At 58.2% G+C, this 19,754-nt stretch carries 22 protein-coding genes; 4 read left to right on the forward strand and 18 right to left on the reverse strand.

What is annotated here, in order from left to right; all coding sequences use genetic code 11:
- Positions 1–138 precede the first annotated feature (138 nt).
- From LYZ69_03435 to LYZ69_03505, 15 genes are all read right to left on the reverse strand, one after another.
- Complete coding sequence (locus LYZ69_03435) at positions 139–1,776, reverse strand: hypothetical protein (protein ID MDV3277504.1); 1,638 nt, start codon at positions 1,774–1,776, stop codon at positions 139–141.
- A 49-nt stretch (positions 1,777–1,825) separates the two neighbouring features.
- Positions 1,826–2,914 (reverse strand): electron transfer flavoprotein subunit alpha/FixB family protein, encoded by a 1,089-nt coding sequence (locus tag LYZ69_03440; protein ID MDV3277505.1) that lies wholly within the window; start codon positions 2,912–2,914, stop codon positions 1,826–1,828.
- Complete coding sequence (locus LYZ69_03445) at positions 2,911–4,089, reverse strand: hypothetical protein (protein ID MDV3277506.1); 1,179 nt, start codon at positions 4,087–4,089, stop codon at positions 2,911–2,913. The genes LYZ69_03440 and LYZ69_03445 overlap by 4 nt, the downstream gene beginning before the upstream one ends.
- 74 nt (positions 4,090–4,163) lie before the next feature.
- Entirely contained in the window at positions 4,164–5,078 is a 915-nt protein-coding gene (locus LYZ69_03450) for a malate dehydrogenase (protein ID MDV3277507.1), read from the reverse strand.
- Positions 5,079–5,139: 61 nt separating this feature from the next.
- Entirely contained in the window at positions 5,140–7,386 is a 2,247-nt protein-coding gene (locus LYZ69_03455) for a hypothetical protein (protein ID MDV3277508.1), read from the reverse strand.
- A complete protein-coding gene (locus tag LYZ69_03460; protein MDV3277509.1) occupies positions 7,367–7,633 on the reverse strand; it encodes a hypothetical protein in 267 nt (88 codons plus the stop codon). Before LYZ69_03460 ends, LYZ69_03455 begins: the two co-directional genes overlap by 20 nt.
- Complete coding sequence (locus LYZ69_03465) at positions 7,630–7,899, reverse strand: hypothetical protein (protein MDV3277510.1); 270 nt, start codon at positions 7,897–7,899, stop codon at positions 7,630–7,632. Before LYZ69_03465 ends, LYZ69_03460 begins: the two co-directional genes overlap by 4 nt.
- Positions 7,900–8,037: 138 nt before the next feature.
- Positions 8,038–9,030 carry a hypothetical protein gene (locus LYZ69_03470; protein ID MDV3277511.1) on the reverse strand — a complete coding sequence of 331 codons (993 nt, stop codon included), beginning with the start codon at positions 9,028–9,030 and terminating at the stop codon, positions 8,038–8,040.
- Between the two features lie 13 nt (positions 9,031–9,043).
- Positions 9,044–9,208 (reverse strand): hypothetical protein, encoded by a 165-nt coding sequence (locus LYZ69_03475; protein ID MDV3277512.1) that lies wholly within the window; start codon positions 9,206–9,208, stop codon positions 9,044–9,046.
- 29 nt (positions 9,209–9,237) lie between these two features.
- A complete protein-coding gene (locus LYZ69_03480) occupies positions 9,238–10,221 on the reverse strand; it encodes a hypothetical protein (protein ID MDV3277513.1) in 984 nt (327 codons plus the stop codon).
- Between the two features lie 94 nt (positions 10,222–10,315).
- On the reverse strand, positions 10,316–10,756 hold the full coding sequence (locus tag LYZ69_03485) for a hypothetical protein (GenBank protein MDV3277514.1): 441 nt from the start codon (positions 10,754–10,756) through the stop codon (positions 10,316–10,318).
- 12 nt (positions 10,757–10,768) lie between these two features.
- Complete coding sequence (locus tag LYZ69_03490; protein MDV3277515.1) at positions 10,769–11,056, reverse strand: hypothetical protein; 288 nt, start codon at positions 11,054–11,056, stop codon at positions 10,769–10,771.
- Positions 11,043–11,693: a hypothetical protein gene (locus LYZ69_03495; GenBank protein ID MDV3277516.1), complete on the reverse strand. Its 651-nt coding sequence runs from the start codon at positions 11,691–11,693 to the stop codon at positions 11,043–11,045. The genes LYZ69_03490 and LYZ69_03495 overlap by 14 nt, the downstream gene beginning before the upstream one ends.
- 297 nt (positions 11,694–11,990) lie before the next feature.
- Complete coding sequence (locus LYZ69_03500; GenBank protein MDV3277517.1) at positions 11,991–12,458, reverse strand: hypothetical protein; 468 nt, start codon at positions 12,456–12,458, stop codon at positions 11,991–11,993.
- Positions 12,455–12,619 carry a hypothetical protein gene (locus tag LYZ69_03505; protein ID MDV3277518.1) on the reverse strand — a complete coding sequence of 55 codons (165 nt, stop codon included), beginning with the start codon at positions 12,617–12,619 and terminating at the stop codon, positions 12,455–12,457. Before LYZ69_03505 ends, LYZ69_03500 begins: the two co-directional genes overlap by 4 nt.
- 204 nt (positions 12,620–12,823) lie before the next feature.
- Here LYZ69_03505 and LYZ69_03510 point away from each other — a divergent pair, with 204 nt between their 5' ends.
- Both LYZ69_03510 and LYZ69_03515 read left to right on the forward strand, forming a co-directional pair.
- Positions 12,824–13,984 carry a DDE-type integrase/transposase/recombinase gene (locus tag LYZ69_03510; GenBank protein MDV3277519.1) on the forward strand — a complete coding sequence of 387 codons (1,161 nt, stop codon included), beginning with the start codon at positions 12,824–12,826 and terminating at the stop codon, positions 13,982–13,984.
- A gap of 226 nt (positions 13,985–14,210) precedes the next feature.
- Positions 14,211–14,954 (forward strand): hypothetical protein, encoded by a 744-nt coding sequence (locus LYZ69_03515; protein ID MDV3277520.1) that lies wholly within the window; start codon positions 14,211–14,213, stop codon positions 14,952–14,954.
- A gap of 179 nt (positions 14,955–15,133) precedes the next feature.
- Here LYZ69_03515 and LYZ69_03520 read toward each other — a convergent pair whose 3' ends face one another.
- Complete coding sequence (locus LYZ69_03520; protein MDV3277521.1) at positions 15,134–16,231, reverse strand: GTP-binding protein; 1,098 nt, start codon at positions 16,229–16,231, stop codon at positions 15,134–15,136.
- A gap of 48 nt (positions 16,232–16,279) precedes the next feature.
- Positions 16,280–17,059 (reverse strand): hypothetical protein, encoded by a 780-nt coding sequence (locus tag LYZ69_03525; protein MDV3277522.1) that lies wholly within the window; start codon positions 17,057–17,059, stop codon positions 16,280–16,282.
- Between the two features lie 114 nt (positions 17,060–17,173).
- Between LYZ69_03525 and LYZ69_03530 the strand changes: the two genes are divergently transcribed.
- On the forward strand, positions 17,174–17,614 hold the full coding sequence (locus LYZ69_03530) for a plastocyanin/azurin family copper-binding protein (protein ID MDV3277523.1): 441 nt from the start codon (positions 17,174–17,176) through the stop codon (positions 17,612–17,614).
- Positions 17,615–17,617: 3 nt separating this feature from the next.
- On the opposite strand, the gene LYZ69_03535 is transcribed toward LYZ69_03530, so the two are convergent.
- A complete protein-coding gene (locus tag LYZ69_03535; GenBank protein MDV3277524.1) occupies positions 17,618–18,640 on the reverse strand; it encodes an alcohol dehydrogenase catalytic domain-containing protein in 1,023 nt (340 codons plus the stop codon).
- 56 nt (positions 18,641–18,696) lie between these two features.
- Here LYZ69_03535 and LYZ69_03540 point away from each other — a divergent pair, with 56 nt between their 5' ends.
- Positions 18,697–19,725, forward strand: a complete 1,029-nt coding sequence (locus LYZ69_03540; protein ID MDV3277525.1) for a zinc-binding dehydrogenase — start codon at positions 18,697–18,699, stop codon at positions 19,723–19,725.
- Positions 19,726–19,754: the final 29 nt, after the last annotated feature.

A 19,754-nucleotide genomic window follows, 5' to 3' on the forward strand; every position in this document is an offset into this window, starting at 1 on the left:
GACCCGAATCCGAGAAGGGCTCTCCTTGAGGCTGGACCCCGCGCTCCGAGTCCGTCATGGCTTTGCGTCCAGGAGCAGGGGGTGAACGTAGTTCTGGCAAGCGCAGAATACCCTCCAGACTACTGGATGGCGAAGCGCTCAGCCGTACTTGTACCGCACGCCATACCCGTCCTTCTCGTGCCTGAAGAGGACCATCTCCCTCGGGCCGATGGCGCCGCAAGTACCGCAACCTACGCAGGCGACGTGGTCGAACTTGAGCTGGCCTTCGGAAACGTCCTGCTGGGTCAGACGGAACGCCTTCGTTCTGAGCGAATCTTCGTCACCTCCTTTCTCCCGAAGCTGGGTCAGGTTGTGCTCGTAGAGGTCCTTGTAGGAGGCGAACACCCCCTTGGCCGTGACCAGCGTGTAGCAGTTGACTGGGCAGGTCGGGACCCACGGCTTGGTGATGGACTTCGATGCGAGGACAGTATCGACGATGATGTGGGAGTACGATTCATCCTCGTCGTACGTCAGAAGGCTCGTGCCCTCCTGGACCCTCTGCATCGCGTCCTTGACGATAGGCCCAGAAGACGCCGCGCTGAACTTGTGTGTCTTCGTGAGCAGTCTGGTCCCGAAGACGACCCGGGGCAGGGTGTGATACACGAGTGAACTCTCTGAGATGAAGCTGTCGCGCCCCGACCTGTTTACGTCCTCGTAAACGGGAGTTAGCAGGTCCCTGTACCTTGAGAGGTTCCTTGCCCTGAACGAATCAGACGGCGCAGCGGCAAGGTAGGCCTCGGCCGCCATCATGCCCGAAGCCACGGCCCTCCTCATGCCGTCTATCATCGGACCAATCTTGACGAAGGCGCCGAGCGCGTCGCCGGCGACCATGAAACCGTCCGAGTACGGCCGCTTCAGGATGCACTTGAAGCCCTTGGGGATGTTGTGGGCCGAGTATTCTAGCGCCTCAGCGCCGTCGAGGAGCTCCGCGACCATGGGGTGCCTCTCGAACTCGTCTTGCACGTCGACCAGCTTGCCGACCTTGTCAAAGTGCTCCGTGGTCGCCCTGATGAGCGAGTCCATCGAGACTACCAACCCGACCGATAGCGTGTCCCTGTTTGTGTAGATGAACGCGCCTCCCCCGATGTCGTGCATGAAGTTGCCGAGGAAGAAGATGGCCCGGCCCTCGCCGCTCCTCACCTTGAACCTCTTCTCGATGGTCCCCTCGTCCAGTTTGTAAACCCTCTTGATCCCGTGATACAGCTGTCTTGGCACCAGATTGCTCCGCAGACCAGCCTGCTCGACAAGGCTGGACGCGACGCCAGACGCGTCGATGACGACGTTCGCCCTCAGCTCCTCCTTTGTAGTCCTGACCCCCACCACCCTGTTCTCTTCAATCAGGAGCTCCTCAGCGGTCGTCTCCGTCGAGAGCATAGCGCCCGCCTCGACAGCGGTCTCAGCGAACCATCGATCGAAAGACCTCCGGAGTACCGAGTGGTCGTGGCCCGTATCGAAGTCCATATAGAAGAAACCCAGCTTCGCGGCCAGGGAGCCCTTGGTCAGCTTGGAGTAGCGAGCACTCCCACTCGAGTAGTCCGGGTCGGACAGGAGGACAACTTCGTGGGAGAGAATCTTCCTCTGCAGCGGCGCTGCGGTCTCGTAATTAGGAAGAAGGTTGACCATCCCGTGGCTCCCGTCGAAGTCGCCGTAGAGGACCCCGCCAGTCATGTTCCTCTCGCCCGGTATCTTGCCCTTGTCCAGGGTGAGAACGTTCATCCCCTTCCGTGCGAGTGCCAGAGCAGCGGCCGAGCCGGCCGGCCCCGCACCGACGACTATGGCGTCGAACTCAGACCGCAGCTCTATCTCCTCCCAGAAGGTGAATCAGTTTCGGCAGTTCCTCGTATAGGTCGCCGACAATCGGGTAGTGGGCCATCTGAAGGATAGGCGCGTTCGGGTCAGTGTTGATGGCGACTATCTTCCTCGACCTTGACATGCCAACCCTGTGCTGAAGGGCACCGCTGACGCCGAAGGCGAAGTAGAGCTTGGGGCTGACGGTGGCTCCTGTCTGGCCTATCTGGTGGTATCTGTCAAGGAGGCCTTGAAGCTCTTTCACCTCGGCATAGATCAAAGACCTTGTGGCGCCGATCTCGGCCTTCATGGCGTACTTGTTCTCGAAGACGCTCTTGAGCTCCACGGCCAGATTGTAGGCGTCCTTCGGGTTCCTTGCCTTCCCCGACTTGTCATTGAGGACCCCGAGCCCGAGACAGATCACGACGTCCGACCCTGCCAAGTCGACGGGCGGCTTCGGGAGCTCCACCACCTCCTTGACTTTGGCGGGATACTCCTTGAGCTCCGCGTTGAACTCCTCCAAACGGCCTTTCCGCTTCGGGTCTGGTTCAAGAGGAATGAAGTTTCCCGGCCTGACTGTCGCCATCTGCGGCCTCGTCTTGGGAGTGTAGATGCGCGCGAGCCTGGTACCGAAGTCGGGGCGAATCTGGATCAGCAGGTTCTTGAAGTTCTCCTTGAGCTGCGGGTTGAAGTAGTCCTCTATCTCGAGCTGGACGTTGTCCGTGGCCAGGCCAGTCCTGACGCGGTAGGCTATCCTGGCCGCTATGTCCTTGCCCAGCTCGTTGGCAACGAAGAGGAATATGTACGGATTCTTGGCGACGATCATCGAGTGGACGGCGTCGATGTAGCGCAAGTTGAAGTACGTCTCGAACTCGGGCGAGTCGACGTAGAGGACCTCGTCTGCGCCGTACTGGATCGCCTGCTCCGCCATCCCCCTGACCCTATGCCCTATGATTACGCCTACGACGTCCTGCTTGAGTGTGTCAGCGACCTTCCTCCCGGCCGCTATCAGCTCGAGCGATTCCCTCGTCAGGCCGTGAGCGTCGTGCTGCAGGTATACCCAGACGTCCGTCGGTCCATCGCTCATTTGAAGAGGTCCTCCCTCATCATCTCGTAGGTGAAGGAGCCCGTCAGACCCCTTGCCGTAAGCTGCTGCAGCAGGCCGATAGGGAGGCCGTCCGCGAGGTCTCCCCTGTCGAACGGTCCAAACTTCTTCCCTTCGAATTCGACCTCGTCTGAATGGCCGACGAAGACATTGCTCCTCCCGACCAACTTCTGCACGGGCGGCTTGCCAATCTCTATCCCTGGTCCGACAATCGTTGGAGACCCTGCGAGGCCTAGCCTCTGGGGGTCCGCACCCAGGTCGTCCGCTGTCCACTTGATTGCCTGGAGAACTTTCCCACGGTAGTTGTTGTAGCGCACTCTCGTCTGGTCTGAAGCCGTCGGTCCCCTTGGCCTGTACTCCGTCGAGATGGTCAGGAGGGCGGGGAGTTCCATCTCCAACCTCTGCGAAAGCGAACCAATCTTGCGCTCCGACTCGACTAGCAGCGTGTCAGGGTCGACGTCGAAGTCTTCGACGTAGGTCGCGTGGGGGACGACCTTTCCCAGAAGCTCCGAGACACCCTCCGAGACCTGAGGACCGACGCTGCCAGTCTCCCCGTCTGTCGTCTTTATCCCAGACACGATGATGAACCTTGAAAGTGCCTCCTTCTCCTTCTCGAGCATGGCGACGGCCTGCTCGGCAGTCAGCTTCCCTTCAAGGAAAGTCTGGACGATGCTGTCCCGCACAGATGGGAGCTGAGAGTAGATTCGGTTGGGAAGGAGGTCGGAGTTGTAGAGTTCTGCCGCCTTCGCCCGTACTGCGTCCGAGTAGCCGTACTTCCTGATTGCCTCGACCAGCTGGTCGATCGGCTTGGTGTGCCTCTCGAGGACCTTCCTGATTCCCAGCACAACGGCGTATGCCGTCGCGAGTGTGTCGGAGCCGGCCATCTTCCTGTCGCTGAGAACGCACTCCTCGTCCACGCCGTAGACCTCCGCGTCGAAAAGTGGCTTCATTATGGGGATGAGCTTCATGTCTGGGCCCATGCTCAGCGCGACGATCTTTCCGCCCACCCTCCGCTTCACAAAGTCTGCCGCCTCTATCGACTTCGAGTCGTGGGGGTTGAGGACTATGTCCATCGCCTCCCTGTTCAAGACGCCTCCCACCTGGACCACCTGAGTAGTGCGTGCGGGCACGCCCTTCAAGAGGGCGATGATGAGCATCTGAAACGTCGGCCGACTCTGATGGTTCTTTAGCGTTGTGATTGGCGCGGCTTGGCTCAGCAGGAGCCAGCAGCCTAGGCCTGCGGGATGCTCGCTATCGCTTCACGGAGCGTGTCTGCTCCCTTGTTGAACCAATCTCTCTCCCGGTCGGAGAGCTTCAGCTCGTAAATCTTCTCCACGCCGCCCTTCCCCAGCTTGATCGGGACTCCGATGCAGAGGCCGCTCAACCCGTACTCGCCTTCGAGATACGTCGAAGCTGCAAGCACCTCCTTCTTGTCGAGGACGATGGCCTCCACCATCCTGGCGACGCACCTGCCGGGAGCGATGACGGTCGCTCCCTTCTTAGAGATGACCTCGGCAGCCACCTTCCTCGTGTCCTCTATCGTCTGTAGGACCTCCTCGTCGGAGAGGAGCGTCGTGAGCGGGACGCCGCCGATGTACGTGTGGCTCGCTACCGGGATCATGTTCTCGCCGTGTTCACCCATGACTAACGATGTAATCGACGCCCGAGAAACGCCGAGCTTCTTCGCCAGGACGTACTTGAACCTGGAGTTGTCGAGGATACCTCCCATGCCGACCACCCTCTTCTTCGGGAAGCCGGAGGTTTTCAGCGCGATGAAGGTCATCACGTCCATCGGGTTCGTGACCATCACGATGATTGAGTCCGGCACGTTCTTGGCCACGTCCTTCGCAACGGACCCGATAATGCCCGAGTTCTTCGAGAGGAGGTCCATCCTCGTCATGCCGGGCTTTCTGGCGAGACCGGCCGATATCACCACGACCTCTGCTCCCTTCAAGGTGGAGTAGTCCGTCGAACCTGTGACGTTGACGTCAACACCCGCGTCGGAGAGCCTGTGGCTTATGTCGAGCGCCTCCCCCTCTGCCAGACCCGGGATTATGTCCACGAGCGCAATGTCGTCGACCCCAGCGGAAGCAACCTCAAGCGCGACCGCGGTGCCGATCCTGCCCGCTCCAACCATTCCTATCATTACTGACGTGCGATGGCTCGGAAAGGATGTATAAACTGGTTTCGTTGCCCTACCTACCGCTTCAGCTTATCGTGGACGTGCACTCGTGCTGGCGGACGAGGAAGGTTGCGCCGTACCGTTGGTCGAACTCCTTCAGAACTGACGCGCACGCCTCCGCCAGCAGTCTGACGTACCTCTTCGTGTCGTACTCAATCGCCTCTTCGAAATCGACCGGGACCGCCCTCCTCGAGCCGCTTGACTGGTAGTCTCTGATCACGTATCTGACACCCTCGCCCGCGTGAAGGTCGACCCCCTTCTCCGCCAGTTGCCTCGCTACAGACGACTGGAGCGTCCTGTTGACGTACTCCTCTGGTCTCTTCGAGAGGTTCATGGCGAATGCCATCTCCTCGGCCGGGGCGCCGCGCTCTTCGATGACATTGGCATATTTCTCGAAGGCCAAGACACACTGCGGGAGCCTCTTCCTCGCATCCTCGACTGTGTCCCCATCCGCCAGGATGCGGAGAATCTCCATCTGGCATCGCTTGAAGAGAAGAGGCGTGTCGTGGCGCCTCGCCTCTATCCCCCTCACCTTCAGCCCCCCGCCCCGATAGGCGCCGAAGTACCTGTTCAGGACCGGAAGCCCTGCGTCAACCTTGGATGGCAGGAAGGCTATCCACTTGTATATGCCCTCGAAAGATAGCGGGAAGCCTGTCTCTGCCTCTATCTCTGCCTTCAGTTCAAGGTAGTCGGCCTCCTCGGCACCTTCTCTCTTCAGCCAGAGCGAGTCCACTATGCCGTGGATGACTTCGAAACCCCTGCGCTCTGCCACCCTCGCTGCGTCGACCAGTATCTTCCTGTCCCAGGCGCAGACAGCGATGTGAGCGTCTATGCGGCCGAACTTCGCGTTATTGAAGCCGAGGTAGCCGAATGTCGCCACCCCGACCCACTTGAGGGCGGCCAGGCACTGGTCGTACTTTTCCCGCTCCGCGCCCGTGGAGTTCTTCTTGAGCTCCTTATACCTCAGCCGCTTCTCCACGATTATCTCCATTGACCTGGGGACAATCCCGATCCTCTTCTTGCAGACGTTCCAACCGAGCTCTGGGACCCTGTTGTCCGAGTCCGGGCAGCAGGAGCACCTGACCGTCTCGGCGGAGATGTTCCTCCTGAGCATGATGCTGGGATAGAGCGAATTGAAGTCTAATTCGGCAACGCCCTCGTGCAGGCCCATCTTCGGCTCGAAGATGAAGCCGCCCCTGTCGGCCACCAGTAGCTCGCCTCTGTCCTTGAAGCGCTCCGCCAGGGTCGGCTTCCACGGTATGAGAATACCCCTCTTGAAGGCCTGGTAGAACTGGATGCTGGAGAGGGCCTTGCCTATGCTCGCCCTCCCGGCAGTCTGGAGCGGCATCCTGCAGATCCTGCTCAGCTCGAAGAGGCCGTGGAAGCCTGCCTCCGAGTAGGAGAAGGAGCTCGAGGTGTCGATGTGGACCCTGCCCTGGAGCTTGATGGCCGAGGGCTTGTAGTGTATCTTGCCGTAGCTGAAGAAGGAGGTGCCCTTTTTGGCAGGGAGCCTCAGCATCGTTCCGTCCCTGTCGAGGCTGAGCTGCTCCGAGACGCCGTTGACCTCGGCCCTCATGACCAGGTACGGGAACAGGAAGGTGTCGCCGTCCCTGGTGGTTATGAAGTCGGGGTCGAGATTCTTCACAGCCCTTACAAGCTCGAGTATCTTGTCGGCCTCCGACCCGGAGTCTATAGTGAGCTCGCCCTCCTCACCCTTCAGCCTCGCCTCCTTGATTCTGTCAGTACTCTTCGGCATCTTCCCCTGCCTGTCAACCACGACGTCCAGGCCCAGAATCCGAAGGGACGGTAGCCGGTAGTCGTAGGACATCACGTCGTCGTCGAGCCTCCAGTCGAGCCCGTCGGGCCCAGGCTCCACTTCGCAGTAGGCCAGCGGAAAGAGGTCCTTCTCGTAGAGGTAGCTCTGGTTGGGCGGGACGTCAGCGTTGTAGAGCCTGTAGGTACCGAATGGACCCAGCCTTTCTATCCGTCCGGCGAGCTGCTGGACCCTCCTCGCGTCCTTCACCCCTACCTCCACGACCTCGGTCGTCTCCTGATCGGTGATTCTCTCGTACCTTCGGACCACCCGCACCCACGCCAGCTCTTGGCCGACCACCTTGAGCGGGACGCCGAGGTCTGCCCTGTCGTCTGCGGCTATGTAGATGGAGGGTGACCAGTGGTCAACAAGCCTGACCGCCTCGCCCTTCTCGTCCTTGAGCCAGACGACCATCTCCCCAGGCCGGCCCGGATAGAGGTCAAGTACCCAGCCCTTCATCCTTCTCAGCCCTCAGCTTCTCGACTTCGCGCGTCAACCACTTGATCGTCTTGTGCTGCGTCAGCAGGAGGCTCATGAAGAGAGGCTCGCTCGGGGCTGGGGAGGCCCTCGCCTGCATTGCAGGGATGTATTCGTAGCAGAGCCTCATCATCTCCTTGAAGAGCTCCCTGTCGTCTGCTCTGAGCGAGTCGGCGAAGCGCCTCCAGCTCTCAATCTCCTCCACGACCTCGGAATCCGAGAGCGTCATTCGCGACCCTCCCTTCGCCTGATTTCTGCAATCACTCCAGCCATGTGTGCCAGAAGCCTGTAGTGGTGGAAGACGATGGCCATCGCCATGCCCTCGAACCGCGAGGTACGGACCGCAGCTGATGACGCCGACGTGTACAGCCGTGCGGTGCTCAGCATCTCGTCGAAGACAGGTCTCTCCCTCCTCGGGAGCGCCTTCCTGAAAGCCCTCCACTCGCCGACTTCCTGGGCCTCGGCTATCCTGAAGGACGGCACTGTCCTGCCCATGACTCCTCAAACTCCTCGCTCGCATTTAACGTCAGACGGTGCGATGAAACTATTCGTGAGGAGGGAGATAAGCGGAAGTGTCAAGATGGAGAGTAGAAGTGGTTCTGCCAAGTCGGCCGTAACGCGGCCTCCAGAGGCTCAGCCGCTGGGAACGGATGGTTGCTGGGATGTCTTCTGACCCTCTCCCTGTGGTTGAATCGGAGGCGCAACCATGAATTGTCTCACGTATGCGTTGCCTAGCTGATTCTCGATTATCTTTGCAGTGGGAGTGAACTGGAATGTCAAAGTCGTGGCATGGAAAGTCGAGAGAACCAAATCCTGAAGCATTTGGTCCTCCTCCAGGCCGTCAATAACGAGGCCGATAGAACGTGCCTGTTCGCGGTCGATGTGCCGGGCATGAGTCTTGAAAAGCCGATGGTCCGCCAGCTTGGTTGCAACTGTTTCCGCCTTGGTTTTTGCATCCGGCAGAGCGCGAAACATGTACTTTTGGAGCCAAGTCGATACTAGCTCAACAGAAAGGGCCAAGGCGTCCCTTGACTGCACAACGAGAGCGGGACCGTATTGTGGCAAGATAGGCGCCCACGCTCCCAAGAGTTCCGGATTCTTGCAGTCACTCTTTGCGAGTTCGAACTGGTCGATGATGGCTTGCACCGGTATCGCCTGGGGACCCAAGGGAGTCATCGCGATGAGTTGAGGGTCGATAGGTCCGATGAATGAGTGTCTTGCCATGACTATCTTGTTGGCAGAGCAGGCGAGCATCGTTGCGGCTGACATGGCCGCATGGGGGATGATTACTCTCACATCTTTGAACTTCGAACGAACATACGCTACCAGTCCTTCCACCGCTTCTGTCGAACCACCAGGCATATGCAGCAGTAGGTCAAGTGGACCCGGGGAGAGACCATGGAAGACCTCCATGAAGCCGTAGATGTCTTCTTCTGTCATTGAGGTCAACTCTGGAGATATCCCGGGAGTTGGGATTGTCCACCTCGAAGAATACGATACTATGTTCCTCTTAGTGTACGAACTGAGGGTAGTAAGGTGCTTCCTTCTCAGGTAGTCGAAGGGAGAAGGATGACCCTCCTTCTGGAGCTGAGCAAGTTCCTTGAGCTCTTCGCCCCAAGTGGGCATGATTTCTGATCCTTCAGGAGGTGGAGTTACTTACGCTGGTCGTGGCCACTGACCTATTGTTCATTCGCGTCCTGGCGAGGACCGGCTCGTATTGTTCCTGCAGCTTCATGACCACTGCTACCCCAGGCCTCTCCATGGCCTTCTTCAAGAGGTTCTCAAGTGTCTCAGAGTCAGTCATGGTTCGTCAAGGTTCTCTAAGTGGGATCCTTACTTAAGGGGTTCCGTCAACCCTTCGTCCACCTCAGCTCCCCTGGCGTCGTCGTGTCTGTTCCGCCTCAGGAGGTCGGCGATTGTGAAGCTCGAAGCGGAGCACCCCTTGGACGTATGCTTCAGGAGTTGGGCACGGACCCTGTCCCCGTCAGATGAGAGGCTGACCAAGGTGTCAGCCCACTGTGCCACCTGTTCGTCGTACTTGTTCGGCGAGGCGAGGGTTGCGATGACCAGCGCCTTCCTTTTCGCCTGCTCAATCCCACGCTCGACGCCGCTCAGGAGCCTCCTCGCCTCCCTCTCATCCAGCTCCGGCTCGTTGAAAGTGCCGAGCAAGTCTGATATGACCACGAGCTGCGCAGCGTAATCCTCGACAGCAGGCGCGAGGTATTTCGAGACGAGGTCCGCGAGCTGGTACATGGTGAAGACCCTGCAGCCCGTGACCCTCCTGAGGGCGTCGTTCGGGTTGACGCCGCGCTGCCTAGCGAACGAGGCGAAGAGGTACGGGTCGGAGTTGTTCCCGCCGTCGATGAAGAGCACAGTCGAGTCGAGGCCTCCCATATCGAGAGGCAGCTGGGCCCTGAAAGCGGCCAGTTCCGCCACCGCCGACGACTCGCTCCCGACCAGGGTGACGAGCCTGTTCGTCGCCAGCGGCCTCAGGAGCCTGTCCAGAGGCGCGAAGCCGAGGGAGAAGTGCGCGAAGGAGGAGGCCTGTTGGAAGTAGGCCTGCTTCTTCGCTGCCTGCCTGGGGACAGAGAAATCTATCGAAGACCAATCCTCGGGTATGGCTGCAAGCCTGCACTCTGTCGCCCCCTCCAGCCTCCCTCCGCAGCTCGGGCACCGCCCCTCCAGGGAGTCGACGAGTTCGGCCACAGGCCTGAGCTCCTGCCTGACGCGCAGGACGCAGCTGCAGCTCGAGCAGAGATAGACGAACCTCTCCCTGCCGCCTCCGTCCAGTTCGTGCAGATAATGGAGCCCGGCCATTCAGACCGGAGGCTGAAACTGGCGTCTGGCATTTAACAGGAAACGGCGCAGTGAAAGTGTTCGAGGGGGGAGGCGCGCGAAAGTGAGCGCTTCGCTACTTCGAATAGTAGAGGACGAGGAAGTACATGGCGTAGGCGCCGAGGAAGGCGCCACCCATCTGAGCCGAGTTCCCGTTGTTCAGGAAGCTGGAGAAGACGAACTCGAACCCGCCGAGGGCAGCAGCGAGCACGAAGAAGAGGCCGAGGAGGGAGACGATGCGGACGCTCCTCGCCTTGGACCTGAAGGAGAGCGCAGCTATGGCGACCGAGAGAATGATGACGATTAGACCCTCGACCCCGTGGAACGTGGCGAGTGGGCCGGGACCTGAAGCCTGCAGGGACTGGAAGAACCCGCCGATGCCGTTCACCGCGCCGCTCGGGAAGGCTCCGAACAGGCTCACGACGTCGCCCGTCCAAGCCTGGACGGCCAGCAGGATGATGTTGAGGATCGTTGCCAGCTTAAGGGCTCTGAGTGGGTCCTTGGTTGCTACAGTCATTATGGCCGCCCTCTACAGTCTGAGACCGAAAGATTGGGCGAAGTCCTCGAAGTTCCCGTAGGCAGCCAGGTATTGCAGCCCTTTGTCCGAGATCTTGTACTTCGATATCTTCTCGCTGTTCAGCTCCAGCAGGAGGCCCGAGCCCACGAGCTCAGAGAGGAGCTTGCTCATCCTGGTGTACGACATGTTGCCCCTCCTCAGGAGCATCGTTATGCCCACCCCGGTCCCCTCCGTATTCATGTCTCTGGCGGTGCTGAGAACGTCAGCGATTATCCTGACCTGGGTTCTATACTGGGCCATCGAGCTTCACTCCTCCGAATGCGAACTTCAGCACGGGCACGAACAATATGAGAAGTCCCACCTCTCTCGTTATAATCTGGATTAGTGAAAGAACGTCAACTTGGAAGTATAGCAGCGATAACCACTGGACGAACGTTCCCACCCCTAGGAGAGCCAAGCCGGTCGCTATCAGGAGAGTGTCCGGCTTCCTGGTGCGAGCGTAGGCGTAGAGCGTCTCGACCATCCCGTAGAGCACGAAGTAGAAGGAGAGGATGCCCAGAATGTAGCCGAGCTGGGTTCCGGAGATAGTTATCACTGGGAATACCATCAGCGCAAGCCCCAGCCTCTTTGCCAGCATGACGTCCACGGCGTGAGAGAACGCCAGGAAGAAGTACCCGGTCGTCTCAAGGAGCAAGCCTGCGACGACCACGGTCGCCGTAAGCGCGGACAGCCAGGGCAGGAACACAGCCGCACCCACGAAAGCCTCGATCACGAAACCAAAGCCGAGTAGGGCGAACGCTGTTGCAAGCCTGAGCAGAGAGGGGCTGTCCGTCTGCTTCACCCCACGGTACGAGACGTAAGCTATCGATAGCGAAACGAAGGCGCCGACGAATTGCAGCGCATCCTCTATCATTAGCATCGAAGGCGCTGGCGCCATAGTTTCCGAGACGGCGTGAGCGCTTCCAGTATAAAAGTGTGACGCGCGCGGGTTCTGTTCGCTTGTCGTTTGGTCGTTTTCTCTGTTCGGCGTCGTTTGGTGATAGGAGAGCTTGGAGCTTGTCCATCTGGTCGATGACCAAATCCTCGTCTGGAGCTTTTATGTGGTTCTCATCACAGTATCTATTGAGCCACCCCAAAGTTGAAAGGAGGATTTCTGCCGCTTCTCGGTTAGCCTCTGCCATCTTCGCTATTTCCTTGAGTTCACTGATGGCTTGAAGTTTCAAGAAATAGTCGTTCAAGCGTAAGGGCCTCCAAGTGGTGGCTGGGAAGGTTGCCCTTCCTTCCTAGCGGCTTGCGCATCCTGAAGCTTCTTTGCTATCGCCTTCAAGCTCTGCACCTCGGTTTGGATTATCTGGTCTAGCTCTTCCTTCTTCTTCTCCATGTCTGGAATCCTCTCTATGACTTTCGAGAGGCTGATGCTGTTTCTTACGGATTCTATTGCAAGTCTATTGACTTCTCGAAGGAAGTTGATGTTGGTTTCACTCAAGAAGATGTTTGAGCTAAAGTGCATCGCGAACAGAGTGTATAGCAACAGGTTGTCGTGCTTCCTCTTTTTCCTAGCCTTTTCCGCCTGTCCTGACCATTTCTCTTGCTCTTCGTTCATCCATTTGATATCGGATTGGATTTTCCCTATGACGCCTTCAGTCTCCTTTTTGGCCTGTGCTATCTCTGCTTCGACCTGGGCTTCTTCTTCAGGGGTCATTTCTTCCTCTCGTGCTTCTCTAAGTATTCGTTGATGGCCTCAAGGAATATCTCTGTGTCGGACTTCTCGTTATCGAGTCCGAACTGCTTCACCTCTTTCAGCTTGGACTTGGGAAGCCTGAACGTGGTCTTCACGATTTCATCCATGTCTTTCTTGTCCACGCATACGGTAGCGAAACCTTTTGTTAATAAGGCTTGCCCTACCGACAGAATGACCGTGAGACGGCAAGACGGCAAGTGATATATAGGCCATACTGCCATACATACGGCATGCAATCAGAACAACTCCGCTACGAAATGGACGCCGACGAATACGCCGAACACGAGGCTTACGCCGAGGCGAGGCGCGAGATGGAGGCCGACTGAATGAGCCACAGGTTCATGCAACCCGCCTTCAACGCCCGCGAAGCGAAGGGTGAGGCAATCGCCCGCGAGTTCGGGTGGGTTCAGAGGGTGGACGACCATTCTTACAGAGTCCACTCGCAGAGGATGGATAAGGAATACCAAGTCGAGCAAACGGAGACGGGGTGGGCCTGCTCGTGCCCCGATTCGACCTACCGAGGGGAGAAGTGCAAGCATGTTTGGGCTGTTGAGATTTCATGGATTCTGAGGCAGAAGGTAGAGGCAGAGACAAGGGTTATGCCGATTCAGGCTCAGGATTGCGTCGTATGCGGCTCTGAGGACTTGATGAAGTGGGGCATCAGGCACAACAAGGCGGGAGACATCCAGAAGTTCAAGTGCCGAGGATGTGGGAGATTCTTCACAATCAACGTAGGCTTCGAAGGGATGAAGCACGACCCGAAGGCAATAACGACGGCAATGCAACTCTTCTTCTCTGGGGAGTCTCTACGGAACACGCAGAAGGCGTTGCTGTTGCTCGGAGTGCGAGTGGCTCATTCAACCATCTACGAATGGATTAGGAAATACGTCGCCCTGATGGACAAGTATCTCGACAAGATTACCCCGCAAGTCTCGAACACTTGGAGGGCAGACGAGGTGTTCGTGAAGTTCAAGGGCAACGTCAAGTTCGTCTTCGCCTTGATGGACGACCAGACACGCTTCTGGATTTCTCAACAGGTGGCAGACGGGAAGTTCACGGCTGACGTAAGGCCGCTATTTGCGGAAGCGAAGAGGGTGGCAGGGAAGAGGCCACTCACGATGATAACCGACGGGGGAAACCATTTCATTCAGCCCATCATCAAGGAGTTCTGGACTAACACCAACCCCAAGACCCAGCACGTCAGGGACATCAGACTTGACGGCACGACGCACAACAACAAGATGGAGAGGATGAATGGGGAGATTCGGGACAGAGAGAAGGTGATGAGGGGGCTAAAGCGGGTGGACACCCCGATTCTCAAGGGAGTCCAGCTATACCACAATTACTTCCGACCGCATGAGAGCCTTCATGGGGCAACTCCTGCCGAGAAGGCAGGGATTCGCATAGAGGGGGAAAACAAATGGCTAACGGTGATTCAGAATGCGGGTCGCCAAACGGGTTCGAACAGGAAGACGAACCAACCGTGAACCGAACAGAACCCGCGCGCGGGTTCTGGAAAGTCCTCGGTGGATGAAGGGGATTAGGATGCTGCTCAACGTCGGTTGATGGGGGAGTGGAATAGCGGTCAAACGAAGATTCAGATTCAACCAGAAATTCCTGACGAAGAAGAAGATAGCTGCCATCGTCGTCATAGCATTCGTTTTCGCGGCTAACGAGATTCTCTCTTACCATCCAACCCCACCAAAACAGACGGTGGGATTCCCTATCGTCTTTGCGTCCCCCAACCTGCCCATACCCAGCGGCAACTATCCGATTAACCAAACCGCAGTCTCGCAATTTGTGAACAACACCATCGCCGATTACAACAGCCTGCTCGCCAAGAATCAAGGGAAATGGGCTAACTTTACCAGCATCGCACACTTCTTCGACCTCTACCGACCCATTGGGAGTTGGGAGGTTCAGGTCGCCAGAGACAGCGGAACCTTTAGTGGCTGGATTGAGTTCATCTTCAGAACCTCTCAGAATGCCAGTCCCCAGACGGTTGTAATCACAAACGAGACGGCAGATTACCTGAGGCCAGCAATGGGAACGAAGTTGTCGCCCAACAACATCTCCATCGACTATCATAAAACGAATTACGGCCTCATCTTCTCGAACTACTACTCCGAGTCGGCAGTCGGGGAAACCCTCATCCCGCTGGTCTGGATTACCAACTCCTCTATGGTCTATGGCGATGTGGCGGTCAACGCCAACAACGCCGCACGAACTATCTACCAATACGACATCGCAGTCATGAACACAGCGTTGAACCCTCCCTATCCTACTTGGGGTTGGTTCTCGAATGTTTGGAGACTGTGGGGAGGGTATATCGAGTTCTTCGGCCTTGTGCTCACCATTGTCACAGGAATCATCTATCTGCAACGCGAGGGGTTTCTGCAATTCAAACGCCCCTCAAGAACTGGGCAAGAACCGCAATCAGAAGGAAGAACACCATAAGGAACAGAAGACGAGACTGGCTCCTTAGGCGCTTGACCTCTGCCTTCAGTTCTCTGATTTCGTCTTGTAGTATTCGCTCACGATTATCCTGACCACCTCTGGAATCGTCGCTATCTTTCTGACCTTCCTCTCCTCTTCGAGAGACTTCAGCATCTCCTCGGTCATTCCGTTCTTGAGTTCTACCTCGTGATTATCGTCAACACGTCCTCATCCAACAGCCTGTGGTTTATGCCCACGCGCTGCCCGCCGAACCTGACGCTCTTACCCCACACAAGCGCGTAACGGAAGTCGTCCTTCATCCCCCTGTGGACCTTGTCGCAGACCTCCATTATTGTGGAGCCCCTCTTTACAATCATGGGCTCCTCGAAGTCAGTCTCGCCCGTCCTCCTCCGCATGTAGATCCTGACGAAGCCGAGCCTCTTGTAGATCTCCTCCTTCAGGGCGGCTATGTTGACGCCTGCTTCCGCGGATATCGGGACGAAGGAGTAGGGGAGCTTCCTGCTCAGCTCGGTCGTGAACCCGGCGTTGACGAGGTCGATCTTGTTCATCACAGTCAGGGACGGGATGTAGGACCTGTTCCCCGGCAAGACGTCGATTAACTGCTCGTCCGTGACATCTTCCCTTATGACCACTCGCGCGCTATTGATGTCGTAGACCCTCAGTATCTCCTTCACAAGAGTCTCGCTCATCTTGGTAAGCTTCCCCTGAAGCGCGACCTGTATCCCCCCTCCGCTAGTCGTCTCGACCACGACGTTCGGGGGCCTCTCGTCGACCCTGACCCCAGTGTTCCTGAGCTCCTTCTCGAGGAGGGCCCTGGCGTCTGGTTGGAAGACGTCAACTATGAAGAGGATGAGGTCTGCGTTCCTGGCCACAGAGAGGACGCGTTTGCCCAGGCCTCTCCCTGAGGATGCGCCCTGTATTATCCCGGGGAGGTCGAGGATTTGGATCCTTGCTCCGTTGTAATCCATGACTCCGGGTACGACCTCCAGGGTGGTGAACGCGTAAGGCGCAACCTTGGACTTCGCGTTTGTCAGCCTGTTTAGGAGCGTCGACTTGCCAACGCTCGGGAGGCCGATGATGACGATCGTCGCGTCGCCCGACTTCTTCACGTCGTATCCGATGCTGCTGCCTGAGCGCCGGGACTGCTGCTCCTCCTGCTCAGCCTTGAGCTTGGACAGCTTGGCCCTGAGGAGTCCGACGTGGTGTTCGGTCTTCTTGTTGACCTGGGTCCTGTGCAGGTCGTCCTCGATCTTCTTTATTTTCTCTGGTAAACCCATCAGTATCCGCCCCGAGCGAAGAGTCTTCGCAGGCAGCTCCTATTCAAGCTACCCGCTCTTCGTGACATACTCGATCTCTATTGTGTGACCCGTCCCATACGGGTAGGAGCTTCCGCCGTTCCAAGTTGGGTCGCCCACCGCTGTGGGAGAGCAGGGCGGGCCCGTGGTGTTGACGCTGCAGTAGTCCAGCTGTTCCAAGTTGAGGGAGCCCCACGCCGTGGAGCTCCTCCCGTCCACCAAGAGGACCACTTGGTGGGTCGCGTCGGTCTTGTAACCGAGGATGTCCGTCGAGTTGAAGACGATCGGGCGCGAACTCCCGTTGAAATTCACTGTGCCGTAGGTGTACTTCCAAATGGTGAAAAAGTCGCCCAAGGTGAAGTTCTTCGTCGCTTCAGCTTGGGCTAATTCGATGTGGAGGATGCCTGAGGCGTCGTGCGTGTGAATCGGTTCGAGGCACGACCCCTGTTGCACGCTGCCGGCGCCCGCTGGGATGGTCACGCTGCTGCCTTGAATGGCGATCTGCAAGTAAGGATGCACATGAATCCACTCGCCGTTGGTGCACGCAAACGGAGGGCCCGCCAGAGATGGTGCGATAAGCAAGTAGAACCCAATCCCCAGTACGACCGCGACAGCGACAGCCCCGATCAGCACGGTGTGACGGTTTCGTCTGCGGAGGCTTCTCGGTCTGGAGGCCTTTCCCCCGGTGCCCGTCTTCCTCGGCACAGCACCGACTGGCTTTCCGCTTCCCCCTTCGTGCTTGTCCCTCGCGTGCTGAGCTAGGGCGTCTTCTGTGGCGAACTCTCTTCCGCAGACATCACAGACTGGCAAGGCTTGTGTACTTTCGTCGCGTCGTCCTGGCCCGCTTATATCATTGCCGCGCGGCGAGGCCCTTAGCCACCCCAAAGGTTCATCTATGCCGACCTGAGACAACGGACAATGACGATGACCAGACGAAGCGGCATGAGCAACGCTGCGAAGGCTGGAATCGCTATCGTTGTGGTCATTATCGCCGCTCTTGCCGCATATGAGTTGTACCCGGCCCGTGCGGGACCGACCCAGACAGCAACGACCCCCAGCACAGTTCAGATCGTGATGCCGGCTGGAGTGGGCAGCAATCTGGCCCTCAACTTTGCCCCTGCGAAACTGGTCGTGGTGATCGGCGTCAACAACACCATCGAGTGGGTCAACATGGACAATGTCACCCATACCGTCGTGGCAACGGGCGTTCCGAGTGGCGCGGCCATGTTCGCGTCGGGAGGCTCGGGCCTAAGCAATGGACAGACATTTACCGTGACACTCGCCGTCCCTGGCACATACACGTATCACTGTAGCATTCACCCTGTCTGGATGCAGGGTCAGATAATCGTGAAGCAGTCGGCCTAGCCGTCAGTCGCAGACTACTGCCTTGATGCACTTCTGCTCCCGGGCGACGCGGAACGCCTCAGGCGCCTCCTCCAGGCTGAACTTCTGAGTCACGAGCTTGGAGAGGTGTATTTTGCGGTCGGCAAGCAGTCGGAGCGCCCTTCTTGTTTCCAGCTCAGTCGTGGAATAGCTCGAGACTACTGTCATACCCTTCAGGAAGTATTGGGCGAGATTCATTTCCACAGTCGCGCCCTTCGGCGGGGCACCGAAGAGAAGTACCTTCCCGCCCTTGGAGACATCCTGTAATGCCGACTTGAAGGCTGCCGGGCTCCCTGTTGCAACGAGTGCGAGCTCTGGCCCTTCACTTCCGAATAGCTCGAAGGCGCGTCCCCGTGCGCCCTCCTCCCTCGGGTCGTAAACCCGCGAGGCACCCAACCTCTTCGCAAAGCTCAGCCTGTACGCGCTCAAATCGCTCATCACCAACTTTCTGCAGCCAAAGCTGTGCAAGAGGAGAAGGTGGGTCAGGCCCACAGGCCCCGCCCCGTAGATGACTGCGCTCTTTACGCCTGCCGCACCTACCCCCTCCAGACCGCGAAGGCAGCAGCCTAGCGGCTCGATGAAAGACGCCTCCTCGAAGGAGAGGTTGCCTGGAAGCTTCAGCACTGCCCCACGCTCGACGTTCCAGCGAGGCACAACAAAGTACTCTGCGAAACCTCCAGGTCTGATGTTGTGCTTCGGGAACTCTGCACAGAGTGTGTATTCACCCCTGGCGCAGACACTGCACTTGTGACATGGCGCATGGTGGTGGGCGAAGACCCTGTCTCCCTTTCGCAACCCTCTTACTCCGTCTCCCAGCTTCGCCACTACTCCAACAACCTCGTGGCCCAACACTGGCGGAGTGATCGCCTCTCCCCTGACTTTCTCGATGTCAGTACCGCAGACCCCTGAGCACTTCATCTTGACCAGGAGTTCGCCCCTGCCCGCTTTGGGGACGGGGACTTGCTTTATCTCAAGGTGCCCGGGGGACGAAAGCACCAGCGACTTCAAGGCGAAGGGTCGGCGGCCACGCCTAATTATAAAGCAAGAGAGGCGACCTGCAGTCGTTGAAGGCTGCCCGCTTCTACGCCCCCCGCGACGTGCGGCTGGAGGATGTTCCGGAACCAGAGGTCGGCCCAGGTGAGCTGCTCATCGAGGTCCTGGCTTCTGACATGTGTGGCACGGACCTGAAGACGTTCATGAGAGGCCACCCGCTGATCAAGCCTCCGATCACGATTGGGCACGAATACAGCGGGGTCGTCAAGGAGGCAGGCCGCGGCGCGAAGTTCAGGCGTGGTGACAGGATTGTGGCGTCGAACTCCGCTCCGTGCATGAAGTGCGAGATGTGCAAACGAGGGAGTTACACCCTTTGCAGCAGTATCACCGAAGGTCTGGTCGGTTTCTCGGTTCCAGGCTCCTACTCGGAGTACCTGCTCGTTCCGAGGAACATCGCAGAGGTGAATACCTACAGGTTCAAGAGATCAAAGCCCGAAGAGATCGCATGTTCTGAGCCACTGGCTTCTGTCATACACGCGCTTGACAGGGTCCAGGTGGAACGGGGGGAGAGGGTTGCTATAGTAGGCGCAGGGGCCCTTGGTTTGATGTTCCTGCAGCTGCTGAAAGCGAAGGGTGCGGAGGTGATCGTTGCGAACAGGTCGGGTGGAAGGCTCGAGGTCGCGTCTCGGCTGGGAGCCGACAGCGTGATTCAGGTTGACGATGGGAGCCTCGCCGACAGGGTTAGGACAGCTACGGGAGGTCTAGGGGCGGACGTAGTTGTGGAGGCCGTGGGCAGAAAGGAGACTTGGGAATCTGCTTTCGGAGCAGCGCGGAACGGAGGCCGCGTCCTTCAATTCGGGGGCTGCGCCTCGGGTACGAGGGTGGAGTTCGACGCAGGGAAGATACACTACGGAGAGACGAGTGTGATCGGCTCCTTCCATCACGAGCCCACTGCGTTCAGGAGGGCGGTCAGGGCGATTGAGAGCGGCGAAGTCAAGACGAAACCGCTCATCACTCACAGAGTCAGCCTGGACGAAATTCGAAGGGGCTTCGAGCTGATGGAGCGGGGGGAAGCCCTGAAGGTCGCAGTCCTGCCTTGATCGCGCGCTGACGCGACAGGGCCCAGAGA

The organism is Nitrososphaerales archaeon, assembly GCA_032906765.1.
In the GTDB taxonomy this organism is placed as follows: Archaea; Thermoproteota; Nitrososphaeria; order Nitrososphaerales; family Gagatemarchaeaceae; genus DASPPF01.

Coding starts and splice junctions, on each gene's coding strand:
- LYZ69_03440 (MDV3277505.1), bottom strand. CDS start 2,914: ATGAGCGATGGACCGACGGACGTCTGGGTATACCTGCAGCACGACGCT.
- LYZ69_03445 (MDV3277506.1), bottom strand. CDS start 4,089: ATGCTCATCATCGCCCTCTTGAAGGGCGTGCCCGCACGCACTACTCAG.
- LYZ69_03450 (MDV3277507.1), bottom strand. CDS start 5,078: ATGATAGGAATGGTTGGAGCGGGCAGGATCGGCACCGCGGTCGCGCTT.
- LYZ69_03455 (MDV3277508.1), bottom strand. CDS start 7,386: ATGAAGGGCTGGGTACTTGACCTCTATCCGGGCCGGCCTGGGGAGATG.
- LYZ69_03460 (MDV3277509.1), bottom strand. CDS start 7,633: ATGACGCTCTCGGATTCCGAGGTCGTGGAGGAGATTGAGAGCTGGAGG.
- LYZ69_03465 (MDV3277510.1), bottom strand. CDS start 7,899: ATGGGCAGGACAGTGCCGTCCTTCAGGATAGCCGAGGCCCAGGAAGTC.
- LYZ69_03470 (MDV3277511.1), bottom strand. CDS start 9,030: ATGCCCACTTGGGGCGAAGAGCTCAAGGAACTTGCTCAGCTCCAGAAG.
- LYZ69_03475 (MDV3277512.1), bottom strand. CDS start 9,208: ATGACTGACTCTGAGACACTTGAGAACCTCTTGAAGAAGGCCATGGAG.
- LYZ69_03480 (MDV3277513.1), bottom strand. CDS start 10,221: ATGGCCGGGCTCCATTATCTGCACGAACTGGACGGAGGCGGCAGGGAG.
- LYZ69_03485 (MDV3277514.1), bottom strand. CDS start 10,756: ATGACTGTAGCAACCAAGGACCCACTCAGAGCCCTTAAGCTGGCAACG.
- LYZ69_03490 (MDV3277515.1), bottom strand. CDS start 11,056: ATGGCCCAGTATAGAACCCAGGTCAGGATAATCGCTGACGTTCTCAGC.
- LYZ69_03495 (MDV3277516.1), bottom strand. CDS start 11,693: ATGGCGCCAGCGCCTTCGATGCTAATGATAGAGGATGCGCTGCAATTC.
- LYZ69_03500 (MDV3277517.1), bottom strand. CDS start 12,458: ATGACCCCTGAAGAAGAAGCCCAGGTCGAAGCAGAGATAGCACAGGCC.
- LYZ69_03510 (MDV3277519.1), top strand. CDS start 12,824: ATGAGCCACAGGTTCATGCAACCCGCCTTCAACGCCCGCGAAGCGAAG.
- LYZ69_03520 (MDV3277521.1), bottom strand. CDS start 16,231: ATGGGTTTACCAGAGAAAATAAAGAAGATCGAGGACGACCTGCACAGG.
- LYZ69_03530 (MDV3277523.1), top strand. CDS start 17,174: ATGACCAGACGAAGCGGCATGAGCAACGCTGCGAAGGCTGGAATCGCT.